We start from the raw sequence: 19,428 nt of genomic DNA on the forward strand, positions 1-19,428 counted from the left end.
CATGCCGATCAGGCAGGGCTCGATACGCGTGAAGAACTCCATCATTTCCCTACGCTTGAGCTGCCGTTTTACTCGAACCTCACCTTGCTCACCTATGCCCTGGACCTGGAACGCATCCTTTGCCAGGTCGATGCCAATTGTCGTAATNTTCATGATGACGCCCCCCTCGATGTCGTGGTCAGTTGACACTTCCACTTTGGCACATCGATGCCGTTTCGGGAGGGGGCGTCCATCCCATTGCCTCTAACAATGTCCAAAAAGACAGCGTCAGGCCCGGTCCTGGCCACGCACGCCAAGGCGGCTGGCGATCTCGCGCTCGACGCGCGCCAGCTGGGCGCGCAGGCGCGCCGCCAGCGCCCTCGCCTGGGCCGGACGCCCGGCCTGCGCCTCGATCTCCTCGCACAGGGAAGCGAACGCGCCGGCGCCCACCGCGCGCGCCGAGGACTTGACGCGGTGCGCCACCGCGCCCACCCTTGCCATGTCGCCGCGCTCCAGCGCCGCGTCGATCTCGGCCAGCGCATCGCGCGCGCTCGACACGAACAGGAAGGCGTATTTGCGCATCCGTTCGCGGTCGCCGCCGAAGCTGGCCGCCAGCGTCTCGAAATCGACCGCCCCGGCGTCGGCAACCGGTGGCGGGAGCACGTCGGGCGCCGGCGCCGCACTGCGGCCGAGGCAGCGCGCGATGGTCGCCGCCAGCAGCTCCGGCACCACCGGCTTGCTGAGGAATTCGTCCATGCCGGCCTGCAGGCAGCGCGCCCGGTCTTCGACCCCGGCATTGGCGGTCATGGCGATGACCAGGGTGCCGGCAAGCTGCGGGTCCTGGCGGATGCGGCGTGTCGCTTCCAGCCCGTCCATGACGGGCATCTGCACGTCCATCAGGACGCAGTCGAAACGCCGGCCCCGCATCGCCTCCAGGGCCTCGATGCCGTTGCCGGCCACGCTCACCTCGGCGCCCGCCTGCCGCAGCAGCTCGCGGCCGACCTGCTGGTTGAAGGCGTTGTCCTCGACCAGCAGCACCGCGCAGCCGTCCAGGCGGGTGGCGTGCGCCGCAGGCGCCGCCCCCAGCCCGGCACTGCCGGCGGCGCCCTCTTCCAGGGCCGGGTTCAGTTCCAGCCGCGCCGTGAACCAGAAGGTGCTGCCCTGCCCAGGCGTGCTGTCGACCCCGACCTCGCCATGCATCAGCTCCGCCAGCTGCTTGCTGATCACCAGGCCCAGGCCGGTGCCGCCATGGCGCCGCGTGGCCGAGGGGTCGGCCTGGTGGAAGGGCGTGAACAGGCCGGCCAGCTTGTCGGGCGCGATGCCGATGCCCTTGTCCTGCACGTCGAAGCGCACCAGGAGCTCGGGGCCGAAGGCGTGTTCCAGCCGGGCGCGCAGCAGGATGCGGCCGTGCTCGGAGAACTTGACGGCGTTGCCGGCGAAGTTCAGCAGCACCTGCTCCAGCCGCAGCGGATCGCCGCGCAGGGGACGCATCAGCTCGGGGGCGATGTCGATGTCGAAGCCGAGCCCCTTGCCGGCGGCCGCCTGCCCCAGTTGCTGCTCGACGTTGCGCATCAGCTTGTCGAGCATGAAGCCGCGGGTGGCGAGTTCCAGCTTGCCGGCCTCGATCTTGGAGAAATCGAGGATGTCGTTGATGATGCCGAGCAGGTGCTGGCCCGAGTGGTAGATCTTGTCCAGGTAGCCGCGCAGCTGCGGGTCGGGGTGCGCCTGCAGCGCCAGGTGGGTCATGCCGATGATGCTGTTCATCGGCGTGCGGATCTCGTGGCTCATGTTCGACAGGAAGTCGCTCTTGGCCTGGTTGGCCGCATCGGCGCGCGCCTTGAGTTCGTGCAGCGTGGTGACGTCGGTCGAGATGCACAGCACCGCCGGGATCTCGCCTTCCGGGTACAGGGGCACGCGCACGCTCCACATCTGGCGCACGCTGCCGTCCGGCAGCGGCAGTTCGACCTGGCAGGCGTGACGTTCGCCCGCCTCCAGCACGGCGCGGTCGCGCTCCCAGCCCTGCTCGGCACTGTGCGCCGGTACCAGGTCGAGGTCGCGCCGGCCGACGATCTCGGCCGGCGGACGCCCGATCAAGGCCGCGCTCTTCGCATTCACATAGAGCAGGCGGCGCGCGCTGTCCTTCAGGTACACGTAGGCGTCCAGGTTGTCCAGCACCGAATCGAGCAGCAGTCGCTGGTCGAGTGCGGCGCGGCGCGAACGGTACAGGTTGAAGAATAGCGCGAAGCCCAGCAGGCTCACCCCGAAGCCGGAGCCGAAGGCCAGCAGCGGAAGGGTGCGGTCGGCGCCTACTGCCATGGCCGGGCGCTCGGCCGAGAAATGGGCTTTCCAGCGAGTGCCGGCGTAATCGATCGGGAGCAGGGTCGTGAAGCGCCTTCCGGCCTGCGACCGGCCGCGCACGTCCGGCCCCAGCAGCAGGCGGTCGCCCGGATCCAGCGCCAGCACCCCGGACACCGGCTTGCTGGCGCCGGGCCGGGCCGGCCCGGTTTCGCTGTACAGGCTGAGCGCCACCGGCTGGCTTCCTTCCGGGCCGAGTGCGCGGCGCACCAATTCGTCGACCGAAAACGCGATGCCGATGCTGCCCATGTAGCGTGCCCGCCTCTCTTCCACCGTGGCCGGCAGCCCGCCGCCCAGGTAGAGCTGCTCACGCATGCCGAGCGCCGTATGCGAAGTGGGGTGCTGCAGGCGCACCGGGTTCCCGGACGCCCCCAGGCTGCCCTCGTCGCGCGTGCGCGCCACCACCGCGGCGATGTGCGGTTGGGCCGCGATGTCGACGCCGACCCGGTCGTTCGGCTGCTTGGCCGGCTCGACCCAGGTGATCACGGCATACCAGGGGCGACGTCCGGCCGGCCGGATGTCGAAATCCGGATAGCCGTTCGGGTCCACGCTGCGGTCATGGCGCACGCTCGCGATGAAGGCCTCGCGCTTAGCATCGGGCACGTAGGCGATGAAGGACACCGCCTCAATCGCCGGAAACTGTGCAGGCAGGTCAAGCGCCTTCACGTAGCGGTGCAGCCGCAGCCGCGTCAGCGGGCCTTCGCCGGCCGTATGCAGCGCGGCCATGCCACGTACCACCTGGGTATAGGAGACGATGGCGTTCGACACCCGCTCCTGGGCCAGCCGCGCCACGGTCTCGAAACGGCGCCGCGCGTCGTCCTCGACCGCACCGGCCGCGATCCGGTAGCACAGCGCGCCGACCGCGAGCGACAGCGCGAGCCCGGCCACCCAGGGGGCGGCGCTCGCGCCCTGCTGGGCCGCACCGGGCGTATTCACTGCGGAACTAGCGGTCATTGAAGAATCCATGGCTCTGGAGTGCGGGATCTGCCTGCTCGATGTTGCTAGTATAGGCAAACGCCGGCCCGGCTTGCTCAACAATATTCACTTCACATCCAATGAATTCAGCCACGACGCCATCCGCCCACGACGATCCCTACCTCTGGCTCGAAGAGGTCGACGGCGCCCGGGCACGCGCCTGGGTCGAAGGGCGCAACCGGATCACCGAGGCGGAGCTCGAAGCACAGCCTGCCTACGCCGCCCTGCGCGCGCGCCTGCGGGCCATCCTCGACTCCACCGAGAAGATTCCGTACGCCGGCTGCCACGCCGGCCTGCTGTACAACTTCTGGCGCGACGCCGTTCACGCGCGCGGGATCTGGCGCCGCACCACGCTCGACGAATACCGCAAGGGGGAGCCGGCCTGGGAGACGCTCCTCGACCTCGACCTGCTGGCGCGCGAGGAGGGCGAGAACTGGGTCTGGGGCGGCGTCACCTGGCTCGAGCCCGATGGCGCGCGCTGCCTGGTCTCGCTCTCGCGCGGCGGCGGCGACGCCCACGTGGTGCGCGAGTTCGACGCCACGGCACGCCGCTTCGTGCCCGATGGCTTCATCCTGCCGGAGGCCAAAAGCGACGTCGCCTGGATCGACCGCGACACCCTGTTCGTCGGCACCGACTTCGGCCCCGGTTCGCTTACCGAATCGGGCTATCCGCGCATCGTCAAGGAGTGGCGGCGCGGCACGCCGCTCGAGGCGGCGGAAACGGTGTTCGAGGCCTTGCCGGACGACCTGTCCGCCTCGGGATGGACCGATGCGACGCCCGGATTCGAGCGCGCCTTCGTGCAGCGCCAGATCGGCTTCTACAGCAGCGAGCTGTTCCTGCGGCGCGACGGCCGGCTCGTCAGGATACCAAAACCGGAGGATGCGAATGCCTTCGCGGTGCGCGACCAGCTCGTGATCGAACTGCGATCGAACTGGGAAGCGGGCGGCACGACCTATCCGCAGGGCGCGCTGCTGGCCGCGGACTTCGATGCGGTACTGGGCGGCCGGGCGGCCTTCGAGCCCCTGTTCCTGCCCTCGCCCGTCACCTCGCTCGACGGCCTCACGGTCACCCGCGACGCCCTGCTGCTCACGGTGCTCGACAAGGTCAAGAACCGCATCGTCGAGCTGCGCCGCGAGGACGGCCGCTGGCAGGCGCGCAACGTCGATCTGCCGAACATGGGCGCGCTCGACGCCTGGGCCTTCGACCGGGTCGCCTCGAACCGCTACTTCCTGACCATGACCGGCTTCACCGAGCCGTCCACCCTGTACCTGATGGAAGCGGGCACGGACGTGCGCGAGCCGCTGAAGAGCATGCCCGCCTTCTTCGAGGCCCAGGGCCTGCAGGTGCACCAGTTCGAGGCGCAATCGAGCGACGGCACCCGGGTGCCCTACTTCGCGGTGATGCACCGCGACACCCGGTTGGATGCCGACAACCCGACGGTCCTGTACGGCTACGGCGGCTTCGAGGTGTCCCTCAAACCGTCCTACGGCGCGATCAGCGGCTCGGCCTGGCTGGAAGACGGCGGCGTCTACGTGGTCGCCAACATCCGCGGCGGCGGCGAGTTCGGCCCGGGCTGGCACCAGGCGGCGCTGAAGCAGGACCGCCAGCGCGCCTTCGACGATTTCATCGGCGTGGCCGAAGACCTCGTCGCGCGCAAGATTACCAGTCCGCGCCGGCTCGGCATCATGGGCGGCAGCAATGGCGGCCTGCTGGTCGGCGCCGTGCTCACCCAGCGTCCCGATCTGTTCAACGCCGTGGTCTGCCAGGTGCCGCTGCTCGACATGCGGCGCTACCACCTGCTGCTGGCCGGCGCTTCCTGGATGGGCGAATACGGCGACCCTGACGACCCGGCCGAGTGGTCCTGGATCGCCCGCTACTCGCCCTACCACCAGGTGTGGGCCGGCCAGCGCTACCCGCGCGTGCTGTTCACCACCTCGACCCGCGACGACCGCGTGCATCCGGGCCATGCGCGCAAGATGGCGGCGCGCATGCTGGAGCAGGGCCACGAGGTGCTGTACTGGGAAAACCTCGAGGGCGGCCATGCCGGCGCGGCCGACAATGCGCAGACCGCGCGCATGTGGGCCCTCACCTGGACTTTCCTGCGCCGCCAGCTCGGCAAGGATCAAGCTGCCTGAGGAGCAATAGTGCGCGCATACAGCGCTTCCCAGGTGGCGCGCACGTCCACATAGAAGGCCACCGCATTCTCGATCCCGATGCGCTGCGGCTCGCCGAGGCGGCTGGTGACCACGCCGGCGCGCCGGGTCAGGCGCTCCATCGCGGTGGTGGTCACCGTCACGTAATGGGTCAGGCCGTTCTCGATGCCATACCGGATCACGGCCTCGAAGCATTGCATCGTCATGTCCGAGAAGCCGTAGCGGTTTTCCTTGTCGGTCTCGAGGGCGAAGCGCGACAGCTCCCAGATGCGTGCGTCGCTTGGCGCCGCGCGGCCTTCAAGCAGCTGGGGGAAGGAATCCTTGAGCATGTACGGACCTTCGGTCGGCAGCAGGCGCCAGCAGCCGAGCAGCGTGCCGGCGGGCTCGCGCATCACCATATAGGCCGGGTCCAGGGCGTCATAGCCATCGATCTCCATGCCGGACATGACGGGCACTTCCCAGCCCAGACGCCCGCTGAACACCTTGGCGCGCAGGGTATGCATTTCCCACAGATCTTTGGATTTGAATTCACGGCGTGCTGCGATTTTGATTTGCATCGTCATTTTGGAGCCCCTAGTTGTGGTGGATCAAGCTATGCACTTCGCATACAAGATTCATGCATGGCGGGCAGAACCGGAACTATCAGCTCTGCTAGGTGGCTATGCGCGCCGCCGGTGGAATACTTGCAGTTTGCATAGCCACCGATGGAAAGGAGCAAAGATGGGAAACGAGATGATGTGCGAAGCACTGGCGGCGGAACTGGAAGCGCAACAAGCGGCACAGGCGGGCGGTGCGCACCGGTCCGCGCCACATGAACTGCGGCGCCTGCGCATTGCCAAACGCGAAAGCCAGGAAAAATTCTGGAGCCGTTTCGGCGTCACCCAATCGAGCGGAAGCCGCTTCGAGACCGGCCTTGCGGTCCCTCCCCCGGTCGCCATCCTGCTGCGCCTCTACGTCAATGGACGGGTCAGCGATGGTGATCTGCAGGCGTGATCAGGCCCAGGGAAATTGCCTTGACCACCGCCTGCTGGCGGGTGTTCACGCCGAACTTCTGGCGCACGTTGGCCAGGTGAAAATTGACGGTCGCCTCGGAACAATTGGTGATCCGGGCGACCTCCCAGGAGGACTTGCCGACCATGACCCATTGCAGCACCTCGAGTTCGCGCCGGGTCAGGCGCGGCAGCTCCGGCTCCGCCTTGGCCTCGCGGAAACGCGCCGATGAGGCGAAAGCATAGTCGCGGATCAGGGAAAGGGCCGGCAGCGCCTCGAACAGCGAGCGTTCGAAAGGCGCGTCGGGCCGCAGGTCGGATGCGAAGCTGATCATGCCCAGCTCGCCTTGCGGGCCGTGGATCGGCAAGGTCACGCCGCTGCGGATGCCGTGCGCGCTGGCTTCCTCGTACAGCGCGCCCGGCACGCCGCTGCCGAAGGTGGACGGCGCCCAGACCAGCGGCAGGGTGTTCGAGACGCAATGGACCACGGTCGGGTCGACATAATGGAAGCCGTTGGCTTCATAGCGGTCACGCCACTCCGCCGAATAGTTACTGCGCGTAAAGGCGTGTTCGAAGCGTACATGTCGCGACGGCACGACACCATACAGCATCTGGTCGAAACCCTGGCTGCGCGCGAGTTCGAACAGACGCTGCGCCCAGGTGCGGTCGTCTCCGGCTTCCAGCAGCCCCAGTAATAGTGCGGTGTCGATCATAGGACAAATGCGGGTCAATACTTGATTCATCCTAAATGACTTTGGCGTCCAAATATTCACCAATTGCCACAGCCTCAACCAATGTGAGACTGGATATACGCACAGTTGTCGTTCAAATACAACAACGCTTCTGCAATCGTGCGCTGTATTGATAGGGATTACGTTACCCTCCGCCGAATGCCCACCGCAAGTTTTCTAAATAGCAATATTTCCTGGCGCTAGCACTTCATATCTATTGCGATGCTTGACTTGAATATATACAAGAGTATCTTCTCAGCAGTTAACAGTTCACAGTCGCCGGTCCCGCCGGCGCGGCACGATTTCACCACCCACGCGAAACAAGGATTTAGTCGATGAACAACATGACCGACATGGGCGAACAGTTGGACGTCAAGCTATTGCTGACCACCCTGATGGCGCTGAAAAAAGGCGACTTCTCGGTCCGCATGCCCTCGGACTGGACCGGCGTATCCGGCAAGATCGCCGACACGCTCAACGACATCATCGAAACCAAGCAGAAGATGGTGGAGACGGTCACCGACGTGTCGCGCGTGGTCGGCCGCGAAGGCCACCTGACCCAGCGTGCGGACCTGCCGGGCGTGGTAGGCGGCTGGGCCACCATCATCAGCTCGGTCAACACCCTGATCGACGACCTGGTGCGCCCGACCACCGAGATGGCGCGCGTCATCGGCGCGGTGGCGAAAGGCGACCTGTCGCAGACCATGGCGCTGGAAGTGGACGGGCACCCGCTCAAGGGCCAGTACCTGCGTGCGGCGATGACCGCGAACACCATGGTGGAACAGCTATCCTCGTTCTCGTCCGAGGTGACGCGCGTGGCGCGTGAAGTGGGTACCGAGGGCAAGCTCGGCGGCCAGGCGCAGGTGAAGGGCGTGGCGGGCACCTGGAAGGACTTGACCGACTCGGTAAACTCGATGGCGGGTAACCTGACCTCGCAGGTGCGTAACATCGCCGAGGTGACCACCGCGGTGGCGAACGGCGACTTGTCGAAGAAGATTACCGTGGACGTGCGCGGCGAGATCCTGCAGCTGAAGGACACCATCAACGTCATGGTGGACCAGCTGCGCTCCTTCGCATCCGAAGTGACCCGGGTGGCGCGTGAGGTGGGTACCGAAGGCAAGCTCGGCGGCCAGGCCTACGTGCCGGGTGTGGCGGGTACCTGGAAGGACTTGACCGACAACGTGAACTTCATGGCCTCGAACCTGACGGGCCAGGTGCGTAACATCGCGGCGGTGACCACCGCGGTGGCGAACGGCGACCTGTCCAAGAAGATCACCGTGGACGTGAAGGGCGAGATTCTCGAGCTGAAGAACACCATCAACGTCATGGTCGACCAGCTGTCCTCGTTCGCATCCGAAGTGACCCGGGTGGCGCGTGAGGTGGGTACTGAGGGCAAGCTCGGCGGCCAGGCGGTCGTGAAGGGCGTCGCGGGTACCTGGAAGGACTTGACCGACTCGGTGAACTCGATGGCGGGTAACCTGACCGGCCAGGTGCGTAACATCGCGGACGTGACCACCGCGGTGGCGAACGGCGACTTGTCCAAGAAGATCACGGTCGACGTGAAGGGCGAGATCCTCGAGCTGAAGAACACCATCAACGTGATGGTCGACCAGCTGAACTCCTTCGCATCCGAGGTGACGCGCGTGGCGCGCGAAGTGGGCACCGAAGGCCGCCTGGGCGGCCAGGCGAACGTGCCGGGCGTTGCGGGCACCTGGAAAGACCTGACCGACGGCGTGAACTCGATGGCGGGTAACCTGACCGGCCAGGTGCGTAACATCGCGGAAGTGACCACCGCGGTGGCGAACGGCGACCTGTCCAAGAAGATCACCGTGGACGTGAAGGGCGAGATTCTCGAACTGAAGAACACGATTAACGTGATGGTGGACCAGCTGTCCTCCTTCGCATCGGAAGTGACCCGCGTCGCCCGTGAAGTGGGTACCGAAGGCAAGCTGGGCGGCCAGGCCTACGTGCCGGGCGTCGGCGGCACCTGGAAAGACCTGACCGACAACGTGAACTTCATGGCGTCGAACCTGACGGGCCAGGTGCGTAACATCGCGGCGGTGACGACCGCGGTGGCGCGCGGCGACCTGTCCAAGAAGATTACCGTGGACGTGAAGGGCGAGATCCTGGAACTGAAGGACACCATTAACGTCATGGTGGACCAGCTGTCCTCGTTCGCGTCCGAGGTGACGCGCGTCGCCCGTGAGGTGGGTACCGAAGGCAAGCTCGGCGGCCAGGCGAACGTGTCCGGTGTGGCGGGTACCTGGAAGGACTTGACCGAGAACGTCAACCAGCTGGCGGCGAACCTGACCAACCAGATGCGCGCGATCGGCGAGGTGGCGACCGCGGTGACCCGCGGCGACCTCTCGCGTTCCATTCAGGTGGAAGCGCGCGGCGAGGTGTCCTACCTGAAGGACAACATCAACGAGATGATCCGCAACCTGAAGGAGACCACGCAGAAGAACGCGCAGCAGGACTGGCTGAAGACCAACCTGGCGCGCTTCACCCGCCTGCTGCAGGGCCAGCGCGACCTGCAGGCCGTGACCAAGCTGATCCTGTCGGAACTGGCGCCGCTGGTGTCGGCCCACCACGGCGTGTTCTACATGATGGACTCGCAGGAGACCGACGCACGCCTGCGCATGATCGCCTCCTACGGCTACCGTTCCAGCCGCAAGCTGCCGACCTCCTTCCTGCCGGGCGAAGGCCTGGTTGGCCAGTGCGCGCTGGAGAAGACCCGCATCTGGCTGACCGACGTGCCGCGCGACTACATCGTGGTGTCCTCGGGCCTGGGCTCGGCGCCGCCGAACAACATCGTGGTGCTGCCGATCCTGTTCGAACAGCAGGTCAAGGCGGTCATCGAGATCGCCTCGCTGGACCGCTTCACCGAAACCCACCTGTCCTTCCTCGACCAGCTGATGGAATCGATCGGCGTGGTCCTGAACACGATCGAGGCAAACAGCCGTACCGAGTCGCTGCTGACCCAGTCGCAGTCCCTCGCCCAGGAACTGCAGCAGACCAACCAGGAGCTGGCGGAGAAGGCGCGCCTGCTGTCCGAGCAGAACATCGAGGTGGAACGCAAGAACCGCGAGGTGGAACAGGCGAAACTGGCGCTGGAAGAAAAGGCGACCCAGCTCGCCCTGTCCTCCAAGTACAAGTCCGAGTTCCTGGCGAACATGTCGCACGAACTGCGCACGCCCTTGAACTCGCTCCTGATCCTGGCGCAGCAGCTCTCGGATAACCCGGAAGGCAACCTGTCGTCGCGCCAGGTGGAATTCGCGAAGACCATCCACGGCTCCGGTTCCGACCTCTTGACCCTGATTAACGACATTCTCGACCTGTCGAAGATCGAATCCGGCACCGTCACGCTGGACGTGTCGGAATACCGCTTCTCGAACCTGCGCAACTACGTCGACCGTACTTTCCGCCACATGGCGGAAGCCAAGCACCTCGGCTTCGACGTGGCGCTGGCGGACAACCTGCCGACTGCGGTGATGACCGACACCACGCGCCTGCAGCAGGTCCTGAAGAACCTGCTGTCGAACGCGTTCAAGTTCACCAGCCACGGCCAGGTCGAACTGACCATCTCGCTGGTGAACAGCGGCTGGACCCACGACCACCCAAACCTGGTGCACGCCGACGCGGTGCTGGCCTTCTCGGTGCGCGACACCGGCGTCGGCATCCCGTCCGACAAGCTGCAGCTGATCTTCGAGGCATTCCAGCAGGCCGACGGCTCGACCGCGCGTAAATATGGCGGCACCGGCCTGGGCCTGTCGATCTCGCGCGAACTGGCGCGCCTGCTGGGCGGCGAGATCCGCGTCGAATCGACCGTCAACGTCGGGTCGACCTTCACCCTGTACCTGCCCTACAACCGCGCCGGCTTCATCAACTACGAGCAGACGCGCCAGCCGCAGCCGGCCCGCCTGGCCCCGCCGCCGGCCCCGGCCACCACCGTGTCCTACCAGCCGGTGGTGGAAGCAAGCAGCGAGGTAGCGACCGCCGAGACGGTGGAAGCCGGCTCGCTGGTCGAGTATTCCTCGGTGCTGGACGACCGCGGCCTGGTGACCCCGGGCGACCCGTCGGTGCTGATCGTGGAAGACGACGAGCGCTTCGCCAAGGTGCTGCTCGACTTCGCCCGCGAGAAGAACTTCAAGGGCATCGTCACCCAGCGCGGCGATTCGGCGCTGTCGCTGGCGCGCGACTACCTGCCGTCGGCGATCCTGCTCGACATCGACCTGCCGGACATCGACGGCTTCACGGTGCTCGACCGCCTCAAGCGCGACCCGAACACCCGCCACATCCCGGTCCACGTGATGTCCTCGCTGCGCGAGCGCGAGCGCGCGCTGCGCCAGGGCGCGATCTCGTACATCAACAAGCCGGTGGGCCGCGAGGCGCTGCAGGAAGAGTTCAAGCGCATCCAGAAGTTCCTGATGGGCGGCAAGCGTTCGCTGCTGGTGGTGGAAGACGACATGGCCCAGCGCGAGTCGATCGTGGCCCTGATCGGCAACGCCGACATCCACATGGTGACGGTCGACACCGGCGCCGCCGCGATGGAGGCGCTGGAAAGCGCGCGCTTCGACTGCATGGTGCTGGACCTGACCCTGCCGGACATCTCGGGCTTCGACCTGCTGGACCGCATCGGCGCCAACGAGCGCCTGCGCGACCTGCCGGTGGTGATCTACACCGCCAAGGAGCTGTCGCGCAAGGAGGTCACCAAGCTCAAGCGCTACGCCAAGACCATCGTCATGAAGGACGCCCGCTCGCCGGAACGCCTGCTGGACGAAACCGCCCTGTTCCTGCACCGTTCGCAGGCCAGCCTGCCGGAGCAGCAGCGCCGCATCCTGGAAGAGATCCACGCGGCGGACGGCGGCCTGGCCGGCCGCAAGGTGCTGATCGTCGACGACGACCTGCGTAACATCTTCGCGCTGTCCACCCTGCTGGAGCGCCAGCAGATGCAAGTGCTGTTCGCCGAGAACGGCCGCGACGGCATCGAGGTGCTGGAGAAGGACCCGACCATCGAGATCGTCCTGATGGACATCATGATGCCGGAGATGGACGGCTACGACACGATGCGGGCGATCCGCCGCATCCCGAAGTTCCGTTCGCTGCCGATCATTACCCTGACCGCGAAAGCGATGAAGGGTGACCGCGACAAGTGCATCGCCGCCGGCGCCTCGGACTACATCACCAAGCCGGTCGATGTGGCCCAGCTGCTGTCGATGATGCGTGTCTGGCTCCACTAAGGCCGCGGCGATGGGTGAATTGAGCGCCTGGTCCGGGTTCGCCGCCGCCCAGGCAACGGAGGAACTCGAGATCGAACTGCTGCTGGAAGCCGTCTACCAGCGCTTCGGTGTCGATTTCCGTGGCTATGCGCGGCCCAGGCTGCGCGACAAGCTGTTCGCGCTGCTGCGCGCGCGCAAGCTGGCGACCATCTCCAGCCTGCAGGAGCGGGTGCTGCACGAAGCCGGCGTCGCGCACGAACTCGTGCGCACGCTGGCGGTGCCGCAGGCGGAGCTGTTCGACCTGCCCGAGGACACGCGGCGCCTGCGCACCGCGCTGGGCGACAGCCTGCGTCCGACCGCCCTGCCCAAGGTCTGGCTGGCCGAGCCGGCCGGCGTGGCCGAGGCCTGGACGCTGGCGATCCTGCTGGCCGAGGAAAAGCTGTACGGCCGCACCGAGGTGTTCGCCACCGTCGCCAGCGACGAGCTGCTGTTCGACGTGCGCAACGCCTCGCTGCCGGTGGCCCAGCTGGCGCAGTCGCAGGCGCAGTACCAGGCCAGCGGGGGCGCCGGGCGCCTGAGCGACTACTTCGAGATCGCGAATGGCGAAGCGCGCCTGCTGCCGCGCCTGCGCGAACGCATCACCTGGGCGCAGTACAGCCTGGTGACGGACGCCTCATTCAACGAGTTCCACGGCATCATCTGCCGCCGCGCCCTGCCCGACTTCGGGCCGCTGCTGCGCCAGCGCGTGCTGCGCCTGTTCCGCGACAGCGTGTCGCTGTTCGGGGTGCTGGGGCTGGACCGCGAACTGGCGCCGACCGACGCCGGTGCGGCGGACTACCAGCCCTTGTTCGAGGACGCGGGCTGGTACAAGCGGGTGCGCTGATTTTCAGGCTGACTGGGCGCGCGGTCGGCACAGCCGACCACCCTGCGATTTCCGGCTATGCCTTGTACTCGGCCGCGATCCGGTCGCGCCAGGCCTGCAGGTGCGCCATCCCCTCCTGCCCCGGCCTGAACTTCAGCAGTCCGCGTGCGAATTCGATCGCACAGAAGGCAGTGATATCGGCAATCGTGAACCGTTCTCCGGCCACGTAGGGCTGCCTGCCCAGCTCTCCGTCGAGCCAGCGCGCCGTCGCGCGCATCTTGTGTCCCTGCGCCGCGCCGAAGTCCGGAAACTGCGGCTGCTCCAGGCTGGCCAGCCCCGGATGCGTATGGCGCACGCACAGCGCCGTTTCCAGCATCAGGTGCAGCTCCATGCGGCGGTCGGCCATCTCGATGAAGGCGCGCTCGGTGCTGTCCACCCCCATCAGGTTCGGTTCCGGATACAGGCCTTCGAGGTAGGTGCAGATGGCGCGCGTCTCGCTGAGCGCACGGCCATCGTCGAGCACCAGCACGGGAACGCGCGCCAGCGGATTCAGGGCGGTGAATTCAGGCGAGCGGTGGCCGCCGGCATTCAGGTCGACGTCGACCAGTTCGATGCCTTCGATTCGTTTGGCCGCCATGAACATGGTGACACGCCGCGGGTTGGGCGCGCGGGGACTGACGTAGAGACGCATGGGCTTTTCCATCCTTGAACAAGGATGGCCATAATAGCGCGAACCGGCAGGAGCTCAGGCCGGTTCGACCAGCGGGACCGTGCCTTCACCTGCCCGCGCGGCATCCATCCAGGCGTCGACATCGTCCGCACAACCAGGGGGCAGGTGCAGCCCGAGCTTGCTGCGGCGCCACAACACGTCCTCGGCGCAGCCGGCCCACTCGTGCCGCATCAGATAGCGCAACTCGACGGCATGGAGGCCGGGGGCCACCTCCTCGCCCAGGTCATCGATGCCGGCGGCGCCGGCCAGCAGGATCTCGGCACGGCTACCGTAGGCACGCGCCCAGCGCCGCGCCAGGCTGGCAGGCAGCCAGGGATGGCGGCGTTCGAGCGCGGCCACCCAGGCGTCGAATTCGAGCACGGCGCGGCTGTTTGGCAGGCTGCCGAACAGGTCTCCGCCCGGCAGCACGGCCTGCGCCGTCCACCCCAGCCGGGCGTGCCCGAGCGCGCCGGAGATCCAGTCCGCCGCTTCCTCGGCCAGCTTGCGAAAGGTGGTGATCTTGCCGCCGAAAACAGACAGCAAGGGCGCCCCCGCGGTATCGCGCCCGAGCAGGTAGTCGCGCGTGGCCGCGCTGGCGCTGGCGGCGTCGTCTTCGAGCAGCGGGCGCACGCCCGAGTAGGACCACACGACGTCCGCGGGCGCGACCTGGCGGCGGAAATAGCGGTTGGCGAGCTCGCACAGGTAGACCGTTTCGGTGCCGGCGATCGCCACCCCGTCCGGGTCGCCCTGGAACTCGACGTCGGTGGTGCCGACGAGGGTGAACGCGTCTTCATAGGGCATCGCGAACACGATGCGGCCGTCGGGGTGCTGGAAGATGTAGGCGTACTGGTGGTCGAACAGGCGCGGCACCACGATGTGGCTGCCCTTGACCAGGCGCAGGCGCTGCGTGGGAGCGCTGCCGGTGGCGATCTGGGCCACCCGCGCGGCCCAGGGCCCGGCCGCGTTGACCAGGCAGCGCGCCTTGACCCTTAGCCTGCGCTCGCCCTGCACCAGCGTCGCCGTCCAGTACTGCGGGTGGCGCTCGAAGGCCGCGCAGCGCGTGTGCGTCAGCACGGTGGCGCCGCGCTCATGCGCATCGAGCGCATTCAGTACCACCAGCCGGGCATCGTCGACCCAGCCATCGGAATACACGAAGCCGCGCGTAAAGCTGGGCTTGAGCGCCCCGCCGGCGCGGTGCTCCGCCAGCTCGACCACTCTCGACGCCGGCAGGAAGGTGCGCGGCGCCAGGCGGTCGTACAGGAACAGGCCGGCGCGGATCAGCCAGGCCGGCCGCTGCGTGGCATCGTGCGGCATCACGAAGCGCAGCGGGTGCATGATGTGCGGGGCGCTGCACAACAGGGTTTCGCGTTCAAGCAGCGCCTTGCGCACCAGACCGAACTCGCGGTGCTCGAGGTAGCGCAGGCCGCCGTGGATCAGCTTGCTCGATGCGGAAGACGTGTGGGACCCCAGGTCGTCCTTGTCGCACAGGACCACCCGCAGCCCGCGCCCGGCCAGGTCGCGCGCGATCCCCGCGCCATTGATGCCGCCACCCACGACCAGCACGTCGCATTCCAGCTGGGTGTCCTCGTTCATGTCGCCTCCCGTCTGCGGGCCGGGCCCGCCTAGCCGGTCCAGTGTAGGCACTCGCCAGTAGAGCATCTTTGCTTGTATCAATTATGCGGAGAATGGACCCGCCGGTGTGTAAAATCGGCACATGCACAACTCATCCAGCGCCGACGTGCGTGCCTGGGTCCGCATGCCTTCCGGTAAGCGCCTGGACCTGCTCAACCCGACTCCCTTCGACTGGGACGACGCCGACCTGGCGCTGGGCCTGGCGCGCACCTACCGCTGGGGCGGCCATTCGGCCTGGCCGCTGCCCCTGTCGGTGGCCCAGCACTCGCTGACCGTGATGCTGCTGCGCCGCGCCATCGCTCCCCAGCCCACGCCCCTGCGGGAACTGCGCGAGCTGCTGCACGATGCCGAGGAAGGCCTGCTCGGCTTCGATGCGATCTCGGTGATCAAGCCCTTCCTGGGCGAAGGCTTCCGTGCCCTGACCAGGCGCCTGGAGCAGATGGTCTTCCTGCGCTACGGTCTGCCGGCCTGGACCGAGAAGGAGCACAGGCTGCACAAGCAGGCCGACCGGCTCGCGGCGGCAAGCGAAGCGGTGCACGTGACCGGCTGGACGCCGGACGAAGTCAGGCGCACGCTGAAGATCCGCGCCGACGTGCTGGACCAGGACCCGCTGGTGCCGTATTTCGGCGGCACGCCCTGGGAGCCGTGGCCCCCAGGCCTTGCTGCGGAACGCTTCCTGGCCGAGCTCGATCGCCTGAAGCAGGCCAGCGCCAACGCGCGCGCCTGATCCCGCAACAGCTGCTCCCTACACCAGGCTGCAGAGCTGCACCGAAAATCGGCGCCGAAACTTGAGAACGCTCAAGCTTCGCACGTAAGCGATTGATTTCATAGGAAGTTCTTCACTATCCACAAGAACTGTGGATAAAGATGTGGAAAAGCACTACTTGACAAGCTGAAAGTCCAGTAATGATGCGGGTTTCAACAAATTGCCCGTTCCGCAGGCAAATTGAAAAACTCTAAAAATCAATGACTTGCACGCGCCCTACTTTCGTGCAGTGCGGGAGTCTGGGGCATATTCCTACAAAATCACCGCACGGGGGATAAGTCCTCAACGTGTGCCGATCTTCGCTCATTTCCACGCGTTCCGAGCGCGCTCCCGCACCAGCATGCGCACGCTCTCCGGCACCGGCTTGCGCAGCTGCTGCGTGTCCGCGCTGAGCCAGGTCGTCTCCTCGAAATGCTTCAGCATGGCCGGGGTGATGAAGCGCGACCGGGCCGCGTAGACGTGGCGATCGCCCATCTGGGCCTGCTGCTTGATGAAGAAACGGTTCGGCAGCACCAGGTGCAGGTGTTCGCGCGCGCGCGTCATGGCCACATAGAGCAGGCGCCGCTCTTCTTCGATGTCGTCGTTGTTCCCGGTACTCATGTCCGACGGGATGCAGCCGTCCACCACGTTCAATACCGTCACCGATTTCCACTCCTGTCCCTTGGCGGAATGGATGGTCGACAGGATCAGGTAGTCTTCGTCGAGCAGCGGGCTGCCTGCGCGGTCGCTGGTGGCTTCGGGCGGGTCGAGCGTAATCTCGGCCAGGAAGCTCTCGCGCGTCGCGTGCCCGCCAGCCAGCGCGGCCAATTGCTCGACGTCGGCGGCGCGCACCTGCGCGTCGTCGTACATGCGTTCCAGGTGCGGCAAGTACCATTGCTTGACCAGCTCGATGTCGGCCGGCCAGCGCAGTCCCGGCGTGCGCAGGCGCCGGTACAGTGCGCTGAAGGCGGCCCAGTCCTCGAGACTCTTGGCCGGCGCCGCGAAGGCTTCCACCGCCGCCAGCGGGTCGGTGGCCTCGCCCACCGCATCCAGCAGGCGGGTGGCGGTCGCCGGGCCGATCCCCGGAATCAGCTGGGCCACGCGAAAGCCCGCCATGCGGCCGTTCGGGTTCTGGGCGAAACGCAGCACGGCCAGCACATCCTTGATGTGGGCCGCTTCCAGGAACTTCAGGCCGCCGAACTTCACGAAGGGGATGTTGCGCCGCATCAGTTCCAGCTCCAGCGCGGCGCTGTGGCTGGCCGCGCGAAACAGCACCGCCTGCGATTTCAGGGCGATGCCGGCTTCGCGGTGTTCCAGGATGCGGCGGCAGGCCCAGCGCGCCTGTTCGGCCTCGTCCGGGATCAGGACCAGTTGCGGCTTGAGGCTGGACGCCCTGTCGGTCCACAGCGTCTTGGCGTGGCGCTCGCGGGCGGCGGCGATGACGGCGTTGGAAGCGTCCAGGATCGGCTGGGTCGAGCGGTAGTTGCGCTCCAGCGTGATGACTTCGGCGGGCTGCGAGAACTGCTTCGGGAAGTCGAGGATGTTGCGCACGGTGGCGCCGCGGAAGGCATAGATCGACTGGGCATCGTCGCCGACCACCATCACGCCCTCGCCGCCGGGCTTCATGCCGGTGATGATCGCCGCTTGCAGGCGGTTGGTGTCCTGGTATTCGTCGACCAGCACGTGGTCGAACCGGGCCCCCAGCTCCGGGCCCAGCTCCGGGTCGCTCGCCATTTCGGACCAGAACAGCAGCAGGTCGTCGTAATCCAGCACGTTCTGCTCCTGCTTGGCGTCGACGTAGGCGCCGAACAGGGTTTTCAGCTGTCCTTCCCACTCGCTGCACCAGGGGAAGGTGGACTGCAGCACCGCCTCCAATGGCTCGCGGCTGTTGACCACCCGCGAATAGATCGACAGGCAGGTGCCCTTCAGCGGAAAGCGCTTTTCCGTATGCGACAGGCCGATTTCGTGGCGCACCAGTCCCATCAGGTCTTCGGAGTCGCCGCGGTCGTGGATGGTGAAGGATTCGTCCAGGCCCACGCGGCCCGCATACTCGCGCAGCAGGCGCGCGCCGATCGCGTGGAAGGTGCCAGCCCAGGGCAGGCTCACCTGGGCCGCGTTGGCGCTGCCGCCCTTGCCGAGCAGGCGCTGCAGCACGCCGCTGGCGCGCTGGCTCATTTCGCCCGCCGCACGGCGCGAAAACGTCAGCAGCAGGATGCGCTGGGGATCGGCCCCCAGCTGGATCAGGCGCGCGACGCGGTGCGCCAGCGTATTGGTCTTGCCCGAGCCCGCCCCGGCCACCACCAGCAGCGGCCGTACCCTGGCGGCGCCGATGTCGTGCTCGACCGCGGCGCGCTGTTCGGCATTCAGGCCGGCGAAAGGATCGTCCAGGGCGGACTGTTGGAGGACGGCGGACATGGGATGGACAAGGAATGGCGGCTGCAAATGCCATACTGTACATTTATCCAGTTCTCTTGCGCAAGCCTCAAGAAATCCAGAGTCAAGCCCGCGCACGATTGAACGCACATTTTGCCCGGCGTCAGGTCATGGATTACATGCAGAAGACATGCTAAGTAGTTAATAATTAAAAAGTTTTCCTGATATCCACAAAGTCTGTGAATAACTATGTGGAAAAGCGGGGGCTTGACACGCCAAATGCGGCCATCCGTGCGGCTTTCAACAATTTGCCTATTGGGAAGGCAATCGCGATAGGCCCGGAAATCAAGGGTTTACACGCAGCTGTCGCGTAGTGGGAACGGGTGCGCGCAAAATTATTTTACGGCAATTTTTGTGTATAAGCCCGGCTCGCCTCAACGTCCAGCGCTGCGCCACCTCCCGCATGCGCCGCCTACAATGGCCGCGTGACCAACCATTGTGAGGACGCCATGAGCATGCACCCCGATCCCGACCTGAATCCCGGCGACGAAGCGGAACCCGGTACGCCCGGCGCCGGAGAAGACGTCTGCGAAGCCTGCGCCGGCAGCGGCAAGCTGTCCGACGGCCGGCCCTGTTCCAACTGTGGCGGCAGCGGCAAGGTCATGCGGGGTATCGGCGGCGGCTGAGCGCCAGCCCCGCGTGGACA

12 protein-coding genes are annotated in these 19,428 nt (G+C 66.5%); 6 read left to right on the forward strand and 6 right to left on the reverse strand.

Going from position 1 to position 19,428, the window contains the following annotated elements; genetic code table 11:
- Positions 1 to 267: 267 nt before the first annotated feature.
- Positions 268 to 3,288 (reverse strand): CHASE domain-containing hybrid sensor histidine kinase/response regulator family protein, encoded by a 3,021-nt coding sequence (locus YWC_RS0100010; protein ID WP_051306097.1) that lies wholly within the window; start codon positions 3,286 to 3,288, stop codon positions 268 to 270.
- Between the two features lie 101 nt (positions 3,289 to 3,389).
- On the opposite strand from YWC_RS0100010, the gene YWC_RS0100015 reads away from it, so the two are divergent.
- Positions 3,390 to 5,444: a prolyl oligopeptidase family serine peptidase gene (locus YWC_RS0100015; protein ID WP_027863542.1), complete on the forward strand. Its 2,055-nt coding sequence runs from the start codon at positions 3,390 to 3,392 to the stop codon at positions 5,442 to 5,444.
- Here YWC_RS0100015 and YWC_RS0100020 read toward each other — a convergent pair.
- Positions 5,432 to 6,025, reverse strand: a complete 594-nt coding sequence (locus YWC_RS0100020; RefSeq protein ID WP_027863543.1) for an acyl-homoserine-lactone synthase — start codon at positions 6,023 to 6,025, stop codon at positions 5,432 to 5,434. The genes YWC_RS0100015 and YWC_RS0100020 overlap by 13 nt on opposite strands.
- A 157-nt stretch (positions 6,026 to 6,182) precedes the next feature.
- On the opposite strand from YWC_RS0100020, the gene YWC_RS27670 reads away from it, so the two are divergent.
- The gene (locus YWC_RS27670; protein WP_036212428.1) at positions 6,183 to 6,455 is read left to right on the forward strand and encodes a helix-turn-helix domain-containing protein; all 273 of its coding nucleotides are present in this window, start codon (positions 6,183 to 6,185) and stop codon (positions 6,453 to 6,455) included.
- Here the strand turns inward: YWC_RS27670 and YWC_RS0100030 are convergent.
- Positions 6,430 to 7,164: a helix-turn-helix transcriptional regulator gene (locus YWC_RS0100030; protein WP_036212431.1), complete on the reverse strand. Its 735-nt coding sequence runs from the start codon at positions 7,162 to 7,164 to the stop codon at positions 6,430 to 6,432. The two genes, YWC_RS27670 and YWC_RS0100030, sit on opposite strands and share 26 nt — an antisense overlap.
- Before the next feature lie 353 nt (positions 7,165 to 7,517).
- Here YWC_RS0100030 and YWC_RS0100035 point away from each other — a divergent pair, with 353 nt between their 5' ends.
- Both YWC_RS0100035 and YWC_RS0100040 read left to right on the forward strand, forming a co-directional pair.
- Positions 7,518 to 12,422, forward strand: coding sequence for a HAMP domain-containing protein (locus tag YWC_RS0100035; RefSeq protein ID WP_027863545.1), 4,905 nt, complete (start codon positions 7,518 to 7,520; stop codon positions 12,420 to 12,422).
- A complete protein-coding gene (locus YWC_RS0100040) occupies positions 12,406 to 13,284 on the forward strand; it encodes a protein-glutamate O-methyltransferase CheR (RefSeq protein ID WP_229412971.1) in 879 nt (292 codons plus the stop codon). The genes YWC_RS0100035 and YWC_RS0100040 overlap by 17 nt, the downstream gene beginning before the upstream one ends.
- A 55-nt stretch (positions 13,285 to 13,339) precedes the next feature.
- Here YWC_RS0100040 and YWC_RS0100045 read toward each other — a convergent pair whose 3' ends face one another.
- Positions 13,340 to 13,954 (reverse strand): glutathione S-transferase family protein, encoded by a 615-nt coding sequence (locus YWC_RS0100045; RefSeq protein WP_027863547.1) that lies wholly within the window; start codon positions 13,952 to 13,954, stop codon positions 13,340 to 13,342.
- Positions 13,955 to 14,008: 54 nt separating this feature from the next.
- Entirely contained in the window at positions 14,009 to 15,565 is a 1,557-nt protein-coding gene (glpD, locus tag YWC_RS0100050; RefSeq protein WP_027863548.1) for a glycerol-3-phosphate dehydrogenase, read from the reverse strand.
- 121 nt (positions 15,566 to 15,686) lie between these two features.
- Here glpD and YWC_RS0100055 point away from each other — a divergent pair, with 121 nt between their 5' ends.
- Positions 15,687 to 16,331: a phosphohydrolase gene (locus YWC_RS0100055; RefSeq protein WP_027863549.1), complete on the forward strand. Its 645-nt coding sequence runs from the start codon at positions 15,687 to 15,689 to the stop codon at positions 16,329 to 16,331.
- A 342-nt stretch (positions 16,332 to 16,673) separates the two neighbouring features.
- Here the strand turns inward: YWC_RS0100055 and YWC_RS0100060 are convergent, their stop codons facing one another.
- Complete coding sequence (locus YWC_RS0100060) at positions 16,674 to 18,764, reverse strand: ATP-dependent helicase (RefSeq protein WP_027863550.1); 2,091 nt, start codon at positions 18,762 to 18,764, stop codon at positions 16,674 to 16,676.
- Positions 18,765 to 19,231: 467 nt separating this feature from the next.
- Between YWC_RS0100060 and YWC_RS33265 the strand changes: the two genes are divergently transcribed.
- Entirely contained in the window at positions 19,232 to 19,408 is a 177-nt protein-coding gene (locus YWC_RS33265; RefSeq protein WP_169728066.1) for a hypothetical protein, read from the forward strand.
- Positions 19,409 to 19,428 lie beyond the last annotated feature (20 nt).

The sequence above is a fragment of the Massilia alkalitolerans DSM 17462 genome (assembly GCF_000427785.1).
Taxonomy (GTDB): Bacteria; Pseudomonadota; Gammaproteobacteria; order Burkholderiales; family Burkholderiaceae_D; genus Telluria; species Telluria alkalitolerans.

Coding starts and splice junctions, on each gene's coding strand:
- YWC_RS0100015 (WP_027863542.1), top strand. CDS start 3,390: ATGAATTCAGCCACGACGCCATCCGCCCACGACGATCCCTACCTCTGG.
- YWC_RS0100020 (WP_027863543.1), bottom strand. CDS start 6,025: ATGACGATGCAAATCAAAATCGCAGCACGCCGTGAATTCAAATCCAAA.
- YWC_RS0100055 (WP_027863549.1), top strand. CDS start 15,687: ATGCACAACTCATCCAGCGCCGACGTGCGTGCCTGGGTCCGCATGCCT.
- YWC_RS0100010 (WP_051306097.1), bottom strand. CDS start 3,288: ATGACCGCTAGTTCCGCAGTGAATACGCCCGGTGCGGCCCAGCAGGGC.
- YWC_RS0100035 (WP_027863545.1), top strand. CDS start 7,518: ATGAACAACATGACCGACATGGGCGAACAGTTGGACGTCAAGCTATTG.
- YWC_RS27670 (WP_036212428.1), top strand. CDS start 6,183: ATGGGAAACGAGATGATGTGCGAAGCACTGGCGGCGGAACTGGAAGCG.
- YWC_RS0100030 (WP_036212431.1), bottom strand. CDS start 7,164: ATGATCGACACCGCACTATTACTGGGGCTGCTGGAAGCCGGAGACGAC.
- YWC_RS33265 (WP_169728066.1), top strand. CDS start 19,232: ATGAGCATGCACCCCGATCCCGACCTGAATCCCGGCGACGAAGCGGAA.
- YWC_RS0100045 (WP_027863547.1), bottom strand. CDS start 13,954: ATGCGTCTCTACGTCAGTCCCCGCGCGCCCAACCCGCGGCGTGTCACC.
- glpD (WP_027863548.1), bottom strand. CDS start 15,565: ATGAACGAGGACACCCAGCTGGAATGCGACGTGCTGGTCGTGGGTGGC.
- YWC_RS0100060 (WP_027863550.1), bottom strand. CDS start 18,764: ATGTCCGCCGTCCTCCAACAGTCCGCCCTGGACGATCCTTTCGCCGGC.